The organism is Luteimonas yindakuii (genome assembly GCF_004803715.2).
Taxonomy (GTDB): Bacteria; Pseudomonadota; Gammaproteobacteria; order Xanthomonadales; family Xanthomonadaceae; genus Luteimonas; species Luteimonas yindakuii.
Genome location: NZ_CP039383.2, coordinates 2,588,645 through 2,606,359 on the forward strand (window position 1 = coordinate 2,588,645; position 17,715 = coordinate 2,606,359).

The following is a 17,715-nucleotide window of genomic DNA, read 5'->3' on the forward strand; positions in this document are numbered from 1 at the left end:
TCCGCCCTGCTTCCCTCCGTCCGGCCCGCGCGTAGCGGGCCGGCTCAGAACTCGCCCCGGTACCACTCCTTCAACTTCTTGAAGAAGCTGCCTGCACGCCCGGTCGGGATCACCGGGCGACGGGGATGTTCGATCTGGCTTCCCATCAGCAGCAGGCCGACGCCGGTGGCATGCACCGGGTTGCCGACCACTTCGCCCAGGCCGGTCACGTGCTGCGGGATGCCCACCCGCACCGGCATCTGCAGCATCTCCTCGGCGAGCTCGACCACGCCTTCCATCTTCGCGGCGCCGCCGGTCAGGACCATGCCGGCGCGCACGTGCTGCTCGAAGCCCGAGCGGCGCAGTTCGGCCTGCACCATCTCGAAGATCTCCTCGTAGCGTGCCTGCACCGCCTGCGCCAGCGACTGCCGCGGCAGGCGCCGCGGCGGGCGGTCGCCGACCGACGGCACCTGGATCGATTCCTCGCTGGTGGCCAGCTGCGCCAGCGCGCAGGCGTAGCGCACCTTGATCTGCTCGGCTTCCGGCGTCGGCGTGCGCAGCATGTGCGCGATGTCCTCGGTGACCTTGTCGCCGGCGATCGGCAGCGACGAGGTGTGCGAGATCGCGCCCTGCACGAACACCGCGAGATCGGTGGTGCCGGCGCCGATGTCGACCAGCACCACGCCGAGCTCGCGCTCGTCGGCGGTCAGCACCGCGGTCGACGAGGCCAGGGACGACAGCACCAGGTCGTCGATCTGCAGCCCGCAGCGCTGCACGCACTTGGAGATGTTGGCGGCAGCCGACTGCGCGCACACCACCAGGTGCGCGTGCACCTCCAGGCGCACGCCGGTCATGCCGACGGGATTGCGGATGCCTTCCTGCGAATCGTCGAGCACGTATTCGCGCGGGATCGCGTGCAGGATCTTCTGGTCGGCCGGGATCGCCACCGCCTTGGCGGCGTCGAGCACGCGGTCGAGGTCGGCCCAGGTCACCTCGCCATCGCGGATCGGCACGATGCCCGGCGAGTTCTTGCACTGCACGTGGTTTCCGGAGATCGATGCGTACACCGAGCGGATCTCGCAGCCGGCCATCAGCTCGGCTTCCTCGATCGCGCGCTGGATCGACTGCACGGTGGATTCGATATCGACCACCACGCCGCGCTTCAACCCGCGCGATTCATGGCTGCCGATGCCGATCACCTCGATCGGGTTGCCGGGGGAGTACTCGCCCACCAGCGCCACCACCTTGGAGGTGCCGATGTCGAGGCCGACGATCAGGGCCTTGTCGCCTTTGCGGTTCATGCGGTGCTGCCGGAAATGAAGGGGGAAAACAGGGCGCGCGGAACGCCGGCGCCGGAAGACAGGACGCGGGCGATTGCGTGGAGCGCTTGCGGCGCGGGCGACGCCCGCATGGCTGCAGGCGGACGGCGGTCCGCAACCATCGCAGCGGTGGCCGTGCCATCGGCCGGGGCGGCTTCGCCCCAGGTCAGCGCAAAGCCATTCGTGTAGCGCAGATCCGCGCGCTGCAGGCGCTCGGCGCGCTCGTGCAGCAGCCGCGGCAGCAGGCGGGCGAAGCGTTCGATGCGCGGGCGCGCCTGCTGCCCGCCAATGACCACGTCGGTGCCGCTGGCCAGGCGCATCGACCAGCTGCCGCGCGAATCAACCGCCACGCGCTCGACGTCGTCGCCGACCGCGGTGAACAGCGCGCGCGACTCGTTGTAGAGCGCGACCACGTCGGGCACGCGTGCCTCCGGGCCGTCGAACCACGGCAGGCCGTCGGGCGGGGTGGTGCCGGCGGCCGGGAACAACCGTCCCTGCTCGGACAGCAGGCGGTCGTCGCCCCAGCGCGCGAACGGACGGTGTTCGCTGACGCGCAGTTCCAGCACGTCCGGCCAGCGCTTGCGCACCTCGGCCTGTTCCACCCACGGCAGCGCGGAGACCGCGGCCTGCGCCGCGGTGAGGTCGACGGCGAAGAAGCCGCGCTGTGCATGCGGCAGCACCGCCTCGCGCAGCGCCGCATCCTCGACCCAGGCGAGGTCGCCGATCACCCGCAGCGTGCGCAGCGGCCAGCGCTCGGCGCCGATCCAGCCCTGCACCACCGCCACCACCGGCAGTGCCACCAGTGCCAGCGCCAGTGCCCAGGCAAGGATGCGCAGCATGGCGTTCACAGGGTCTGCTCCAGCACGCGCCAGCACAGTTCCTCGAACCCGATGCCGATCTGGCCGGCGGCCTTGGGCACCAGCGAGTGGCTGGTCATCCCCGGCGCGGTGTTGACCTCGAGCAGCTGGAAGTTGCCGGTCTCGCGGTCGCGCATGATGTCGACGCGGCCCCAGCCACCGCAGCCGGCGGCGACGAAGGCCGCCAGCGCGAGTTCGCCGATGCGACGCTCGTCGTCGCCCTCGAGGCCCGGACACAGGTACTGCGTCTCGTCGGACACGTACTTGGCTTCGTAGTCGTACCACGATCCCTTGGGCACGATGCGGATCGACGGCAGCGCGCGCAGGCCGTCGCCGGTGTCGAGGACGCCGACGGTGAGCTCGTCGCCGACCACCATGCGCTCGACCAGCAGTTCGCCCGGGTAGCGTGCGGCCAGCTGCACCGCATCCTCGAGGCCGGCATCGTCGAACACGCGGCTGACGCCGACGCTCGAGCCTTCCTGCGACGGTTTGACGATCACCGGCAGGCCCAGCGTGCGCGCGGCGGCATGCACGTCGTCGCCACGCGCCAGGCGCGCATAGGCCGGCGTCGGCAGACCGAGGCTCAACCAGACCTGCTTGGTGCGGATCTTGTCCATGCTCAGCGCCGAGCCGAGCACGCCGGAGCCGGTGTACGGCACGCCGAGCGCATCCATCAGCCCCTGCACCACGCCGTCCTCGCCGCCACCGTGCTGGCCATGCAGCACGTTGAACACGCGGTCGTAGCGGCGTGCCACCAGTGCCTGCGCCAGCGCGGCGATGCCGTCGACCGGCTGTGCATCGACGCCACGCGCGCGCAGTGCTTCGAGCACGTTGCGACCGGATTCCAGCGACACCTCGCGCTCGGACCCGGTGCCGCCGAGCAGCACGGCGACGCGGCCGAAGCCGGCGGGATCGACGAGGCGCGGGGCGGGCAGCGGACGTGCACTCATCGCGCCGCCTCCGGGAAACCTTCCAGTGCCAGCTGCTGTGCGGCATGGCCGATGTCGCCCGCGCCCATCACCAGCAGCAGGTCGCCATCGGCAAGCACGTCGGGCAGCACCGCACGCAGTTCATCGGTGTCGTCGACGACCACCGGATCGAGACGCCCGCGCGCACGGATCGCACGTGCCAGCGCCCGCGAATCGGCATTCGCCAGCGGCGCCTCGCCGGCGGCATAGACCTCGGTCAGCACCAGCACGTCGACATCGGACAGCACCGCGGCGAAGTCATCGAGGAGGTCGCGGGTGCGGCTGTAGCGGTGCGGCTGGAAGGCCACCACCAGTCGCTTCTCCGGCCACCCGCCGCGAGCGGCCTCGAACACCGCCTTGAGTTCCTTCGGGTGGTGGCCGTAGTCGTCGACCAGCTGCACCGTCGCGCCCTGCGCGGTGGTGAGTTCGGCCAGCAGGTTGAAGCGGCGGCCGATGCCCTGGAACTTCTCCAGCGCCTGCACGATGCGCGCCGGGTCCACACCGACCTGCCAGCCCACGGACGCCGCCGCCAGCGCGTTCTGCACGTTGTGGCGGCCGGGCAGTGCCAGCGTCGCCGGCGTGCGGCTGCCATCGGGCAGGCACAGCGTGAAGCACATGCGCGGGCCATGCTGCACCACGTCCTCGGCGCGCACGTCGGCGTCGTCGCTGAAGCCGTAGGTGGTCACGTGGCGCGGAGTCTCCTCGGCCAGCCGCGCGACTTCGGGATCGTCGATGCACAGCACCGCCAGCCCGTAGAACGGCAGCCGGTGCAGGAATTCGGAGAACGCCGCCTGCACGCGCGCGAAATCGCCACCGTAGTTCTCGAGGTGGTCGGCATCGATATTGGTGACCACCGCCACCAGCGGGTTCAGCCGCAGGAAGCTGCCGTCGCTCTCGTCTGCCTCGGCCACCAGCCAGTCACCGCCGCCCAGACGCGCATTGGCGCCGGCGGCCAGCAGCTGCCCGCCGATGACGAAGGTCGGGTCCATGCCGCCCTCGGCCAGCACGCTGGCCGTCAACGAGGTGGTGGTGGTCTTGCCGTGGGTGCCGGCGACCGCGATGCCGCGCTTCAGGCGCATCAGTTCGGCCAGCATCTCCGCACGCGGCACCACCGGGATGCGGCGCGCACGCGCTTCCACCAGTTCCGGGTTGTCGGCCCGGATCGCGCTGGAGATCACCACGCAGTCGGTGCCCTGCACGTTGTTGGCGGCATGCCCGCGATGCACGCGGATGCCGAGCGCCTGCAGGCGACGCGTCACCGCGTTGTCGGCGAGGTCGGAACCCGACACGTTGTAGCCCAGCGTGTTGAGCACCTCGGCGATGCCGCTCATGCCGGCGCCGCCGATGCCGACGAAATGCACCCGCCCGTAGGCACGCGCGAGTTCGGCGCCGGACAGCAGGCGGGCGTCGAGCAGGCGACGGATCATGCAGAGGTTCTCCCGAAGGTGGGTTCGACGCGCTGGCGCAGGCGGCTGGTGCCGTAGGTGGGCAGCGGCGCGGCCTCGGCGGCCGGCGCGTGCGTGGCAGGCGTGGCGCGTGCGGGCGCAGGGTCGTGCGCGGTCGGTGCCGGAGCAGGTGCATCGCCACGCAGGCGCGCGACCTGGCGCTGCGCGCGGTCGAGTTCGAAAGACACCCGCAGCAGCAGGCCGACCGCGACGCAGGTCATCATCACGCTCGAGCCGCCCGACGAGATCAGCGGCAGCGTCAGGCCCTTGGTCGGCAGCAGCCCGAGGTTGACGCCGATCGACACCAGGCTCTGCAGCGAGATCGCCAGCGCCACGCCGAAGGCGCAGTAGCCGGCAAAATGGCGGCGCATCTCCACGCACTTCAGGCCGATCCACAGCGCGCGCCCGACCAGCAGCGCATACAGGCCGATCACCAGGCACACGCCCAGGAAGCCGAGTTCCTCCGCGATCACCGCCAGGATGAAGTCGGTATGCGCCTCGGGCAGGTAGTTGAGCTTCTGGATCGAGGCGCCCAGGCCGACGCCGGTGAGTTCGCCACGGCCGACCGCCATCAGCGCGTTGGCGAGCTGGTAGCCGGAATTGAACGGATCCGCGAACGGATCCATGAACGAGGTGAGGCGGCGCATGCGGTACGGCTCGGCGATCGCCACGATCGCCAGCAGCGGCAGGCCGATGACCACCGGCGCCGCCATCCGCGGCAGGTGCACGCCACCCAGCACCAGCATGCCGGCGGTGATCGCCAGCATCAGCGCCAGCGAGCCGAAGTCCGGCTGGAACACCAGCAGCACCATCAGGCCGCAGGCCACGAAGATCGGCTTGAGCATCGCGCCCCAGGTCGCGTTGACCTCGTCGCGGAAGCGCACCAGGTAGCTGGCCAGCCACACGATGTACATCAGCTTCACCGCTTCCACGACCTGGAAGTTGGAGACGCCCAGGTTGATCCAGCGCTGCGCGCCATTGACGCTGTGGCCAAGGCCCGGGATGAACACCAGCAGCAGCAGGCCGAAGCAGCCCAGCAGCAGCAGGCGGTCGTACTTCTCGATGCTTTTGAGCTCGGTGCGCATCACCAGCGCGCACAGCACCGCGCCCATGCCCAGGAACATCAGGTGACGGACCAGGAAGTAGAACGGGCCGACCTCGAGTTCCTCGGCCACCGCGATCGAGCTCGAGCCGACCATCACCACGCCCAGCACCGCCAGCGCGATCGCCGCACCGCCCAGCCACGGATCGAAGCGACCCTGGATGGCATCCAGGCGGGTGGCCTGGCGCGCGGCGGAGTCGTGGATCGCGCTGTCGTAGGGCCGGGCCATCAGCGCACCTTCAACGTCGCGAGGCCGACCAGCACCAGGATCACCGAGATGATCCAGAAGCGCACGATGACGCGCGGCTCCGGCCAGCCCTTGAGCTCGAAGTGGTGGTGGATGGGCGCCATCCGGAACACGCGCTTGCCGGTGAGCTTGAACGACGCCACCTGGATCATCACCGAGAGCGTCTCGATGACGAAGATGCCGCCCATGATCACCAGCACCAGTTCCTGGCGAACGATCACCGCGATGGTGCCCAGCACCGCACCGAGCGCCAGCGCGCCGATATCACCCATGAACACCATCGCCGGATAGGTGTTGAACCACAGGAAGCCGAGCCCTGCGCCGGCGATCGCCGCGCAGATGATCACCAGTTCGCCGGCACCCGGAATCTGCGGGATCTGCAGGTAGTTGGAGAACACCGCGTTGCCCGAGGCATAGGCGAACACGCCCAGCGCGCAGGCCACCAGCACCGTGGGCATGATCGCCAGCCCGTCGAGGCCGTCGGTGAGGTTGACCGCGTTGGAGAAGCCGACGATCCAGAAATAGGCGATGGCGACGAAGGTGATCGACACCAGCGGCAACGCCACCGCCTTGAACAGCGGGATATAGAACGTGGTGGCCGCCGGTACGTCCGCGGTCTGGTACAGGTAGATGCCGGCCGCCAGGCCAAACACCGACTGCAGCAGGTACTTCCAGCGCGACTTCAGCCCGTTCGGGTCGCGTTTGACGATCTTGATCCAGTCGTCGTACCAGCCGATGGCACCGAAGGCGAGCATCACCAGCAGCACCACCCACACGTACTTGTTGCGCAGGTCGCCCCACAGCAGCACCGAGGCGAGCACGGTCAACAGGATCAGCGCACCGCCCATGGTCGGGGTGCCGGCCTTGGAGAAGTGGGTCTGCGGGCCGTCACTGCGGATCGGCTGGCCACCCTTGTACTGGGCCAGCCTGCGGATCACCGCCGGGCCCCACCACAGCGACAGCAGCAGCGCGGTCAGCGCGGCAAGGATGCCGCGGAAGGTCAGGTACGCGAACAGGCCGAAGAAATCCTCGAGCCCCTGCAGCCAGCGCGCCAGCTCAAGCAGCATCGGTGGTGTCCTCCCTCAGTTCCAGCAATGCGGACACGACCCGCTCCATCGCGCTCGAGCGCGATCCCTTGACCAGCACGCGCAGCGATGCGCCCTCGCCTGCCGCAGCCCGCGCCTGCACCTCGCGTCGCAACGCGTTGATCAGTGCGGGCTGGTCGTCGTGGTGGTGGGCGTCGGCGCCGAATGCCTGCGCCGCGGCGGCGCTCAGCCGGCCCACCGTGTACAGCCGTTCGATGCCCGCCTGGTGTGCGCGGCGGCCGATCTCGGCATGCAGCGCGGCGGCATCCGTGCCCAGCTCGCCCATGTCGCCCAGCACCAGCCAGCGCTGGCCCGCAGCGGCCGCCAGGGTGTCGATCGCGGCGTCCATCGAACCGGGGTTGGCGTTGTAGCTGTCGTCGATCAGCAGGCCGCCGCCCGCCATGCGATGGCGCACCAGGCGGCCGGCCACCGGCTGCGCGGTGGACAGCGCGTTGGCGATGACGCCCGCGCTGGCGCCAAGCGCCCAGGCGATGGATGCCGCCGCCAGTGCATTGCGGATGCTGTGGCGGCCGGCCAGCGGCAGTTCCACCGCGGCTTCGGCATCGGGCAGCACCAGCACGAAGGTGCTGCCGGCATCGCTGGCGCGGATCGCGGTGGCGGCGATGTCGGCACCGTTGTCGATGCCGAAGCGCAGCAGGCGGCGGCCATGCGCGCGTTCGGCGAAGTACGGCGCGAAGGCGTCGTCGGCATTGATGATGGCGGTGCCGTCGGCGGGCAGCGCCTCGTAGATCGCGGCCTTGGTCTCGGCGATGCCGAACAGGCTGCCCATGCGCTCGAGATGCGCCGGCGCCACGTTGTTGACCAGCGCCACCTGCGGCCGCGCAACCGCCGTCAGCCAGGCGATGTCGCCGGGCTTGCCGGCGCCCATCTCGTAGATCGCGTAGCGGCTGTCTTCCGGCGCCGACAGCACCGACAGCGGCAACCCGATCTCGTTGTTGCGGTTGCCGGGGTTGGCGTAGGTCGGCCCCAGCCGCGACAGGATCGTGCGCGTGAGTTCCTTGACCCCCGTCTTCCCGTTGCTGCCGGTGATGCCGACCACGGTGCCGCTGCGCGCGCGCTGCACGGCGCCGGCCCACATCGCCAGCGCGGTCTGGGTGTCGTCGACCACGATCTGCGGGATTGTCGCGTCGGCCAGGCGCGACACCAGCACCGCGCGCGCGCCGCAGGCGACCGCCGCCGCGACATGGTCGTTGCCGTCGAAGCGCTCACCGCGCAGCGCGACGAACAGCGTGCTGTCGCCCTCGCCGAACGCGCGGGTGTCGGTTTCCACTGCATCGATCAGCGGGTCGGCCCCGGCAGCGGCGTGCAGCCGTCCCTGCGCCAGGCGGGCGATCTGCGACAGCAGCATCGGGGTGATCGGCAGGCTCATGCGCGCTGCTCCAGCACCCGGCGCGCCACCTGCGCGTCATCGAATGGATGGCGTACGCCGTTGACCTCCTGGTAGGGCTCGTGGCCCTTGCCGGCAACCAGCACGATGTCGTCGGCGCCGGCGCTGTCGATCGCCCGGGCGATGGCGGCCGCACGGTCGCGCTGCACCGTCACCGCGGCGCGGTCGGCGAAGCCTTCGAGGACGCCGGCGACGATGGCGTCGCCGTCCTCGCCACGCGGGTTGTCGTCGGTCACCACCACCGCATCGGCCAGGCGCTCGGCGATCGCCGCCATCTGCGGGCGCTTGCCACGGTCGCGCTCGCCGCCGCAGCCGAACACGCAGACCAGCCGACCACGCACGTGGTCGCGCAGGCTGGCGAGCGCCTGTTCCAGTGCATCCGGGGTGTGGGCGTAATCGACCACCACGGTCGGCCGGCCGGCGCCCCCGAGGCGCGTCATCCGGCCCGGCACCGGTTCAAGCCGTGCCAGCGTGCCCGCGATGGTGGCGATGTCGTCACCCAGCGCATGCAGCACGCCAGCCACCGCCAGCAGGTTGTCGACGTTGAAGCGGCCCAGCAGCGGAGACCGCACCGCGTGCGCGACGTTGCCGATCCGCAACTCGAAGCCGATGCCCGCGCCGTCGAGCACCACCGACTCCGCGCGCAGCAGCGCAGCGGGATTGCCGCGTGCGCTGACGCCGATGGTGCGCTCGGCATGGCCGGCTTCGAACAGCCGCAGACCATAGGCGTCATCGAGGTTGACCACCGCGGCTTCCAGGCCGGGCCAGCGCAGCAGCCGCGCCTTGGCGGCACCGTAGGCGGCCATGTCGCCGTGGTAGTCGAGATGGTCGCGGGTGAGGTTGGTGAACACGCCGACGCGGAAATGCACGCCGTCGACGCGCCCCTGGTCGAGCGCATGCGAACTGACCTCCATCGCCACCGCCTGCGCACCGTCGTCGCGCAGCTGCGCCAGCAGCGCATGCAGTTGCGACACCTGCGGCGTGGTGAAGCCGGTCGGTTCGACCGCACCATGCAGGCCGGCGCCGAGCGTGCCGATGCTGCCCGCACGCAGGCCGCGCAGCGTCCACGCCTGCGCCAGCAGCTGCACGGTGGAGGTCTTGCCGTTGGTGCCGGTGACGCCGACGGTGACCATCGCCTGCGACGGCGAACCGTGGAAGTGGTCGGCCATGGCACCCAGACGCGTGCGCAGCCCGGGCACCGCGATCGCGTCGGCCGGCACCTCGAGGTCTTCCGGCGCGGGCGTCTCGTAGACGATCGCCGCGGCACCGGCCTCGCGCGCACGCGCGGCGAAGCGCAGGCCGTGGGTGCCGAAGCCGGGGATGGCGATGAACGCATCGCCGGGTCCGACTTCCCTGCTGTCCTGCACCAGACCGGACACCGCCAGCCCCGCCGGCACGCCGGCGACGTCGGGCAGCAGCTCGCGCAGCGCGACGCGGCTCATCGCGCGGCTCCGGCATTGACCGCAGTCGCTGCGGCCACCGGGGCGCCCACACGCACGGGCACCTGCCGCGCGGCCGTGGCGCGGCGCTTGCGCTCGGCATCGGCCTGCGCCGCAAGCCAGGTGTCGATGTCGTCGGGCGGCACGTCCATCAGCCGCAACGTGCCTTCCATCGTCGCCTTGAACACCGGCGCCGAGATGTACCCGCCGCCATAGGTGGAGCCACCGCGCGACGTGTCCGGATCGTCGATCACGATCACCATCGAGAAGCGCGGGTTGTCGACCGGCACCAGGCCGGCGAAGAACGCGATGTAGCGGCGTGCGTAGCCGCCGCCGCTGGCCTTGCGCGCGGTGCCGGTCTTGCCGGCGACGTGGTAGCCGAGGATCGCCGCGCGGGTGGCGGTCCCGCCGGGCTCGGTGACCGTCTGCATCATCCGCATCACTTCGGCGGCGATGCCCGGATCCAGCACCTGCCGCGCTTCGTTGTGCTGGCCCTTGACGAAGGTCGGCGCGATCATCCTGCCGCCGTTGCCCAGCGCCGCGTAGGCGACCGCGAGCTGCAGCGGCGTCACCGACATGCTGTAGCCGTAGGACATCGTCTGCTTCATGGTGCCGTCCCAGCTCGACGGCTCGCGCAGGAAGCCGGCCGCCTCGCCGGGGAAGCCGCTACCGGTGCTCTGGCCGTAACCGAAGCGACGCAGGAATTCGTAGAAGCGCTGGTCGGGCAAGGTGTGCACGATCTTCGCCACGCCGACGTTGGAGCTCTTGGTCAGCACGCCGGTGACATCGAGCACGCCGTAGTTGCGGAAGTCGCTGGTGCGGTAGCGCCCGTTCGGGATCCAGCCGGGGTTGGTGTCGATGCGCGTCTCGGGGCGGATGGTGCCGGCCTCGAGTCCCGCGGCGACGGTCAGCGGCTTGATCGTCGAACCCGGCTCGATGAGGTCGGTCACCGCGCGGTTGCGGCGCGCCTCGCGGTCGGTGCTGCCGAGCACGTGCGGGTTGTAGGCCGGCAGGTTGGCCATCGCCAGCACCTCGCCGGTGGCGACGTCGAGGATCACCGACGAACCGGCGCTGGCACCGGAGGCGACGATCGCATTGCGCAGTTCGCGATGGGCGAGGTACTGGATGCGCCGGTCGATCGACAGTGTGAGGTCCTTGCCCGGCTGTGCCGGCCGCACCAGGTCGACGTTCTCGACGATGCGGCCGCGGCGGTCGCGGATCACCTTCTGCGCGCCGGGATGTCCGCGCAGCCATTCGTCGAACGCCAGCTCGATGCCTTCCTGGCCACGGTCGTCGATGTTGGTGAAGCCGAGCACGTGTGCCAGCGCTTCGCCCTGCGGGTAGAAGCGACGGAACTCGCGCTGGCTGAAGACGCCCGGGATGTTGAGCGCGACGATCTTCTGCGCGCTGGCCGGATGGATGCGGCGCTGCCCCGGCAGGTACATGAACTCCTTGTCGGCGCGCTGCGCGACCGCGCGCGCGAGCTGGTCGGGATCCTGTCCAATCGCCCCGGCCAACTCGGTGATGCGTTCGGGATGCTTCACCAGCTCCTGCGGATTCGCCCACAGCGACGCCACCGGGGTGGAGATCGCCAGCGGCTCGCCGTTGCGGTCGGTGATCATCCCGCGCGAGGTGGCGATCGGCAGTTCGCGCAGGAAGCGCGAGTCCGCCTTCTGCTGGTAGAAGGCGTTGTCGATCAGCTGCAGGTCGATGGCGCGGCCGATCAGCACCAGCGCCACCAGCCCGAGCCCGCCGCCCACCAGCAGCAGCCGCGCGCGCAGGTCGAACTGCGCACGTGCACGCGGGCGCTTGGCATGGCCGCCGGGGATGCGCCCGAACCTCATGGCCGGATCACCACGATGTCGGCGGTTTCCGGGAACTTCATCCCCAGCCGGTCGCGCGCGACCTGGTCGATGCGGGTGCTTTCCGCCCACGTCGCCTGTTCGAGCTGCAGCCTGCCGAATTCGATGTTGAGTTCGTCGCGTGCGTTCTCGAGCCGGGTGAGCTGGCTGAAGAGCTGGCGGTGCTGGTGCCGCGCATGCACCACGCCGATCGCGGTGATCACGGTGGCAACGACGATGATCGCGATGAGGAAACGGGTGATCATCGCGCCACCCCGCCGAGCTTCTCCGCCACCCGCAGCACCGCGCTGCGCGCGCGCGGGTTGGCCGCCACCTCGTCGGCCTCGGCATGGATGGCGCCGCCCAGGTCGCGCAGGCGCGGCACGAACGGCGCCACTTCCGGCAGCCGGCGGTTGCTGGCCGGCGGCCTGGCGTGGCGCGCGACGAACTGCTTGACGATGCGGTCTTCGAGCGAGTGGAAGCTGATCACCGCCAGCCGCCCGCCGGGACGCAGCACCTCGAGCGCGGCATCGAGCCCGGCCTCGAGATCGGCCAGCTCGCGGTTGATATGGATGCGGATGGCCTGGAAGCTGCGCGTGGCCGGGTGGATGCGGTTGCGCTCGCCGCCCGGCTTGCCGCGCGGCATCACCGACGCGACCAGTTCGGCCAGCTGCGCGGTGCGCACGATCGGCTCCTGTGCGCGCCTGGCGACGATGGCGCGGGCAATGCGGCGGCTGTGGCGTTCCTCGCCGTAGGTCCACAGCACGTCGGCGATCGCGCGCTCGTCGGCATGCGCCAGCCACTGCGCCGCGCTTTCGCCGGACCCCGGGTCCATGCGCATGTCCAGCGGGCCGTCCTTGCCGAACGAGAACCCGCGCTCGGCGACGTCGAGTTGCGGCGAGGACACGCCGAGGTCGAACAGGATGCCGTCGACGCCGGCCTGCGCGAGGTCCCAGCCGCCCAGCGATGCGAAACTCGCCTGGCGCGCGGACACGCGCGCATCCGCGCCGAACTCGCGTCCGGCCACGGCGATCGCTTCGGGATCCTTGTCCATCAAGAGCAGCCGGCCCTGTGTGCCCAGACGTTCCAGTACGCGCCGTGCATGGCCGCCACGACCGAACGTGCCGTCCAGATACACGCCGTCCTCCACCACCCGCAGCCCGTCGATGACCTGCGCGACCATGACTGGAAGGTGGCCGGACAGGGCGTCCGCGCCACCGCCGTTCATAGCTTCAACTCGAGCAGTTGCCCGCTGAGATCCTCGTCGGTGATCACCTGGCGGATCTGCGCGTGGTGCGCCTGCTCGCTCCAGAGTTCGAACTTGTCGCCCATGCCCAGCAGCACGGCCTTCTTCTCGATGCCGACCGCGGCGCGGTGGCTGGCCGGGACGCTGATGCGGGCGTTGCCATCGAGTTCGACGTGCGCCGCCGAACCGACCAGGCAACGCTGCATCCGCCGGTGCGCCGACAGCGAGCCCGGCAGCTGGTTGACGGCGTCGCGCACGCGCTCCCACTCGGCTTCCGGATACAGGAACAGGCAGCCGGACTCGAACGGGTTGTAGGTGAGGACCAGGCGGCCGGCGCACACGCGAGCGACAGGATCCCGATAGGCGGTTGGAATCGCCAGGCGGCCCTTGTCGTCGATGGTGATGGCGGTCTCGCCCTGGAACACTGGTCTCTGCCCGGATGCCCGTCTGCGGCAGGCTTCAATTCCGCGGAAAACCACAAAAAACCCGGCTTCCCCACGTGGCGCCACCTTAGGGTCGGGTCAGGGGGTTGTCAACAACGCGTTTGTCAAATTTTCGCTAGTCCGGTCAATGACTTGCGAAGAAGTTCACATACTTGTTCAAGCTTTATCCACAAGCTGCTGTTTCGTCTCAAATTTTGAGACTGCTCACAGAATTCAGGGTCGTGGAGGCGGCGTGAAAGCCGGGCAGGCCGAGCACGGATATGCGCTTGAGGCGAGCTCCACAGCGGGCCCACTGCGTGGAGTGGAATGTGGCTCCCGCGGGGAGCGCCCAGGCCCGACCTTCTGCTGCTGCGGGCGACGTGTCGGGGCGCGTGCCCCGCGAAGATCCATCGACTTCTTACCGACGAGCCCTTCGCCTGCCTGCGGGAGAAGGTGCCCCGGAGGGCGGATGAGGGCATATCGACGCCTTCACCCCATCCCCTCTCCCGCGGGCGGGAGAGGGGCGTACGGGCCGTGCGGGTGACGCTTCGGAGATGGCGACGACGTGTCGCACTGAGCCCCCTGAGTCAGGGGGCGGCTCGCGCCGCAGGCGCGAGTGGGGGTCGGGAGCACAAGCGGGGCCCGAGGTTCGCTAGGCGAACCTTGGGTTTCACGGGCGCAGCGCGGGAAAGTGGCGGAGCCGGCCTGTAAGCCGGGTTCTGTCGTGGACAGTCATTCCTCTAGGCGCATCGTCACCGATACGCTCGAGCAACCTACCCGGACCCGACGCGGGCCACGTCATGAGGTCCCTATTTGGTCTTGCTCCCGGTGGGGTTTGCCGTGCCGGTCTGTTGCCAGACTCGCGGTGCGCTCTTACCGCACCATTTCACCCTTGCCTGATCCGCTCGCCCCGAAGGACGCCCGGCCATCGGCGGTATCTTTCTGTTGCACTTTCCGTCGGCTCGCGCCGCCCAGGCATTACCTGGCACCGTGCCCTGTGGAGCCCGGACTTTCCTCGGCATCGCAAGCGATGACGCGACTGTCCGGCCGACTCCGCCGGCGCGGATTGTCTCACGCGCCGGCGTCGTCCGCCGTTACCGCGACGGGCGCCACCCGGTCGATCAGTCCAGCCATCGCCGCCGCGAACTCCGGCGACAGGGTGGCGGTGTTGTGGCCCTTGCCCGGGACGACCACCAGGCGCTTGTCCGCGGCAGGCAGCGGCGTGGCGTCGTGCAGCATCCGCGAGAACACCGGTGCCGTCGTGGTGTCGTCGGCACCGACCACGAACAGCACCGGCTCGTCGAGCGTGCGCACGACCTCCAGGTTGCCTGCCGCCTGCAGCGATGGCGCGATGTCGATGCGGCGGACCATCAGCCGCGTCCAGAAGCCGGCGCGTGCGCGCATGGCGGCGGTCCAGTCCTCGGCGGTTGTCATCGAGCTTTCCAGCACCAGGCCGTCGAGCCGGCGGTGGCCGGCCACGTGCCCGGCGAGGAAGCTGCCCAGCGACTGCCCGTGCACCAGCAGCGGCAGCTCCGCCAACGCCGGGTCCGCACGCAGCCGGTCGTAGGCGAGCAACGCATCGGCGCGCAATCCGTCCATGGTCGGGATACCGCTGCTGCCGCCATAGCCGCGGTGGTCGACCAGCACCAGGTTGACCGGCAGCGCTTCGTACGCGCGCACGCTGTGCTGTGCATGCACGCCGATGCGGTAACCGTTGCCGCCGAAGTACAGCACCGTCGCCCGCGCATCCGGCCGGGTCAGCCGCAGCGAGTACAGCGAGGCGCCGTCGCCGGTGTCGATCCGCGCCTCGTCGAGGGAATAGCCGGGAAACGCAGCGGCCAGCACCGCGAGATCGGTGGCCGGTGCCGGTTGCGGGCGCACCAGATGGGATTCCTGCAGCTGGTAGGTGCAGGCGCAGAGGGCGGCTGCTGCAGCCAGCAACCAGATAAAACGGAACGGGCGGTCCATCGCGACTCCAGTCATGGGTGATACGGGGGTGTACTCAGCGATCGTCTGCGCCGCCGCCATACAGCGCCTTGCGCGGAGCACCGGTGATCTCGGCAGCCAATCGCGCGGCCGCAGAAGGGGGCAGCTGCGCGGCCAGCAGCATATAGACACGCCGGCCTTCGGCAAGCTGCGCATCGGCATCGTCGCCGGCCCCCTGCACGACGACGACGAACTCGCCCTTGCGCTGGTTGGGATCGGCGTCGACCTGTGCCTGGAGGGCGGCGAGGCTGCCGTCGAGCACGGTTTCGAACAGCTTGGTCAGTTCACGGGCGAGTACGGCCGGGCGGTCGTCGCCGAACGCGGCGCGCATGTCGGCCAGGGTCTCGGCGATGCGGTGCGAGGACTCGTAGAACACCAGCGTGCGCAGCTCACCAGCCAGACGTGCCAGGACCTCGCGCCGCGCCGCGGCCCGGGCCGGCAGGAAGCCCTCGAAGGTGAAGCGGTCACTCGGCAGCCCGGCGACGCTGAGCGCCGCGACCACCGCGCTGGGCCCCGGCACCGGGCTGACGCGGATGCCGGCCTCGCGCGCGGCGCGCACCAGCCGGAACCCGGGGTCGCTGACCAGTGGCGTGCCCGCATCGCTGACCAGCGCCAGCGATTCGCCGGCCAGCAGCCGTGCCACCACCCGCCCGGCCAGCGCGTCCTCGTTGTGCTCGTGCAGCGCCAGCGCCGGCGTATCGATGCCGAAGTGCGCCAGCAGGGTGCGCGTGTGGCGGGTGTCCTCGGCGCAGATCGCATCGACCTCGCGCAACACCTGCTGCGCGCGTGGCGACAGGTCGGCGAGGTTGCCGATGGGCGTGGCCACGACATGCAGCACGCCGTGGGCGTCAGGGGAAGCAGTCAATCGTGTCTCCACGCGCAGGGTCGGTAGAATCCTAGCCGTTTCTCCCTTCCGGACCGGTCTTCATGCGCAACCAGGCAAGACGCATTTCCCGCACGCTTCTGCTGATGGCCGCGCTGCTGCTGGCCGGCTGCGCCTCGGTGACGTACGCGCCGATGGCGCCGCCGCGCGCGCCGACCGATCCGAACCTCGTTGTCGCCAACGAACTGGCGCAGCGCTACCCCACCCTGCGTGGGCCGGAACGCGCGCAGGCCACGCAGGAGATCGAGCAGCTGCTGTCGACGGTGCCCGACCAGGCGTTGACCGATTTCGCCGCCGCGCTGCCGCATGGCGATCCGATGTACGCGCACGCCGGGCGCGTGCTGCAGGCGCGTGGCCTGCCGCTGCCGCGCCCGTTCGACCTCGGCGCGTTGTGGGCGGTGCACGCCGGCAATCGGCCGCCGGCCGGCCACGACGGCTACCGCCCGCCGACGCGGCTGGGCGTGCTGCTGCCGCTGTCGGGTGGCCTCGCCACCGCCGCGGCACCGGTGCGCGACGGCCTGCTGGCCGGCTATTACGGCGAGCGCCGCGCGCGGCCTGAAATCGTCTTCTACGACACCGCCGCCGGCGGCGCCGGTGCCGCGTACGAGCGTGCCGTGGCCGAAGGCGCGGACTATGTGCTCGGGCCGCTGGGGCAGGACGAGGTCGCCGCCCTGCTCGCCCGCCCCGACCGCCTGCAGGTCCCGGTACTCGCGCTCAACCGCGCGGGCGATGGCGCGCCTGCGGGATCCTTCAGCTTCGCGCTGGCGCCGGAAGACGACGGCGTCGCGGCGGCCGACTACCTGCTGGCGCGCAACGTGCGCCAGGTGCTGGTGCTCAACGGCGGCGACGACAATGCGCGCCGCAGCGTCGACGCCTTCCGCCAGCGCCTCGAGGCTGGTGGTGGCACGGTCAGCGACATGCTGGTGGTCACCGGCGAAACCCCGGCCGACATGACCGAAGCGATGCGCAACGCGATGCTGAAGGAGGATGGCGCGCAGGCGGTGTTCCTCGCCCTGCGCGTGGCGCAGGCACGCGCGATCGCGCCGCAACTGGTGGCCGCAGGTTTCGCCACGCGGCCGCGCATCGGCACCTCGCAGCTGTATTCAAGCGGACGCGCCGACCAGGATTCGGTGCTCGACGGCATCGTGTTCCCGACCGAGCGCTGGGCGGCTGCTGGCGTGGCCGGGTTGCCGATGGCCTCGACCGTGGCGTCGTCGCTGCCGACCGCGCGCGGCCCGGCGGCGCGGCTGTTCGCGTTCGGCTACGACGCCTGGCTGCTGACCGCCTTCATGGAGCGCCTGGTGACCGGCAGCGAAGCCGAACTGCGCGGTGCCACCGGGCTGCTGCGCATCGATGGCGAGGGCAATATCGTGCGCACGCCGTCGTGGGCCACCTTCACCGGCGGCCACGTGGTGCCGATCGCCGACCGCTGATCGCACCCACCGCGCGCAGGATGCGCGCGCCACCTGGCAGGGATGCCGATGAAAC

At 70.5% G+C, this 17,715-nt stretch carries 15 protein-coding genes and 1 other RNA gene; 1 reads left to right on the forward strand and 15 read right to left on the reverse strand.

The window, feature by feature from the left end:
- Window positions 1-44 precede the first annotated feature (44 nt).
- From ftsA to rsmI, 15 genes are all read right to left on the reverse strand, one after another.
- Window positions 45-1,280, reverse strand: a complete 1,236-nt coding sequence (ftsA, locus tag E5843_RS11990; protein ID WP_100321820.1) for a cell division protein FtsA — start codon at window positions 1,278-1,280, stop codon at window positions 45-47.
- The gene (locus E5843_RS11995) at window positions 1,277-2,146 is read right to left on the reverse strand and encodes a cell division protein FtsQ/DivIB (protein WP_136412760.1); all 870 of its coding nucleotides are present in this window, start codon (window positions 2,144-2,146) and stop codon (window positions 1,277-1,279) included. The genes ftsA and E5843_RS11995 overlap by 4 nt, the downstream gene beginning before the upstream one ends.
- Entirely contained in the window at window positions 2,143-3,105 is a 963-nt protein-coding gene (locus tag E5843_RS12000) for a D-alanine--D-alanine ligase (RefSeq protein ID WP_136412761.1), read from the reverse strand. The genes E5843_RS11995 and E5843_RS12000 overlap by 4 nt, the downstream gene beginning before the upstream one ends.
- Window positions 3,102-4,550 carry a UDP-N-acetylmuramate--L-alanine ligase gene (murC, locus tag E5843_RS12005; protein ID WP_136412762.1) on the reverse strand — a complete coding sequence of 483 codons (1,449 nt, stop codon included), beginning with the start codon at window positions 4,548-4,550 and terminating at the stop codon, window positions 3,102-3,104. The genes E5843_RS12000 and murC overlap by 4 nt, the downstream gene beginning before the upstream one ends.
- Window positions 4,547-5,899 carry a putative lipid II flippase FtsW gene (ftsW, locus tag E5843_RS12010; protein ID WP_136412763.1) on the reverse strand — a complete coding sequence of 451 codons (1,353 nt, stop codon included), beginning with the start codon at window positions 5,897-5,899 and terminating at the stop codon, window positions 4,547-4,549. The genes murC and ftsW overlap by 4 nt, the downstream gene beginning before the upstream one ends.
- Window positions 5,899-6,984 (reverse strand): phospho-N-acetylmuramoyl-pentapeptide-transferase, encoded by a 1,086-nt coding sequence (gene mraY, locus E5843_RS12015; protein WP_136412764.1) that lies wholly within the window; start codon window positions 6,982-6,984, stop codon window positions 5,899-5,901. Before mraY ends, ftsW begins: the two co-directional genes overlap by 1 nt.
- The gene (locus E5843_RS12020; RefSeq protein WP_136413095.1) at window positions 6,974-8,386 is read right to left on the reverse strand and encodes a UDP-N-acetylmuramoyl-tripeptide--D-alanyl-D-alanine ligase; all 1,413 of its coding nucleotides are present in this window, start codon (window positions 8,384-8,386) and stop codon (window positions 6,974-6,976) included. The genes mraY and E5843_RS12020 overlap by 11 nt, the downstream gene beginning before the upstream one ends.
- Before the next feature lie 2 nt (window positions 8,387-8,388).
- Window positions 8,389-9,852 carry a UDP-N-acetylmuramoyl-L-alanyl-D-glutamate--2,6-diaminopimelate ligase gene (locus E5843_RS12025; protein WP_141066027.1) on the reverse strand — a complete coding sequence of 488 codons (1,464 nt, stop codon included), beginning with the start codon at window positions 9,850-9,852 and terminating at the stop codon, window positions 8,389-8,391.
- Window positions 9,849-11,693, reverse strand: a complete 1,845-nt coding sequence (locus tag E5843_RS12030) for a peptidoglycan D,D-transpeptidase FtsI family protein (protein ID WP_136413096.1) — start codon at window positions 11,691-11,693, stop codon at window positions 9,849-9,851. The genes E5843_RS12025 and E5843_RS12030 overlap by 4 nt, the downstream gene beginning before the upstream one ends.
- Window positions 11,690-11,956, reverse strand: a complete 267-nt coding sequence (gene ftsL / locus E5843_RS12035) for a cell division protein FtsL (RefSeq protein ID WP_425480716.1) — start codon at window positions 11,954-11,956, stop codon at window positions 11,690-11,692. The genes E5843_RS12030 and ftsL overlap by 4 nt, the downstream gene beginning before the upstream one ends.
- Complete coding sequence (gene rsmH, locus E5843_RS12040; protein WP_141066028.1) at window positions 11,953-12,918, reverse strand: 16S rRNA (cytosine(1402)-N(4))-methyltransferase RsmH; 966 nt, start codon at window positions 12,916-12,918, stop codon at window positions 11,953-11,955. The genes ftsL and rsmH overlap by 4 nt, the downstream gene beginning before the upstream one ends.
- Window positions 12,915-13,361 carry a division/cell wall cluster transcriptional repressor MraZ gene (mraZ, locus tag E5843_RS12045; RefSeq protein WP_134674163.1) on the reverse strand — a complete coding sequence of 149 codons (447 nt, stop codon included), beginning with the start codon at window positions 13,359-13,361 and terminating at the stop codon, window positions 12,915-12,917. The genes rsmH and mraZ overlap by 4 nt, the downstream gene beginning before the upstream one ends.
- Window positions 13,362-14,050: 689 nt before the next feature.
- An RNA gene (gene rnpB, locus E5843_RS12050) (RNase P RNA component class A) lies at window positions 14,051-14,413 on the reverse strand.
- A gap of 16 nt (window positions 14,414-14,429) precedes the next feature.
- Window positions 14,430-15,326: an alpha/beta hydrolase gene (locus E5843_RS12055; protein WP_166815998.1), complete on the reverse strand. Its 897-nt coding sequence runs from the start codon at window positions 15,324-15,326 to the stop codon at window positions 14,430-14,432.
- 34 nt (window positions 15,327-15,360) lie between these two features.
- Window positions 15,361-16,209 carry a 16S rRNA (cytidine(1402)-2'-O)-methyltransferase gene (gene rsmI, locus E5843_RS12060; RefSeq protein ID WP_141066030.1) on the reverse strand — a complete coding sequence of 283 codons (849 nt, stop codon included), beginning with the start codon at window positions 16,207-16,209 and terminating at the stop codon, window positions 15,361-15,363.
- Between the two features lie 62 nt (window positions 16,210-16,271).
- Here rsmI and E5843_RS12065 point away from each other — a divergent pair, with 62 nt between their 5' ends.
- Window positions 16,272-17,660, forward strand: a complete 1,389-nt coding sequence (locus E5843_RS12065) for a penicillin-binding protein activator (protein ID WP_136412766.1) — start codon at window positions 16,272-16,274, stop codon at window positions 17,658-17,660.
- The last annotated feature ends 55 nt before the right edge of the window (window positions 17,661-17,715 follow it).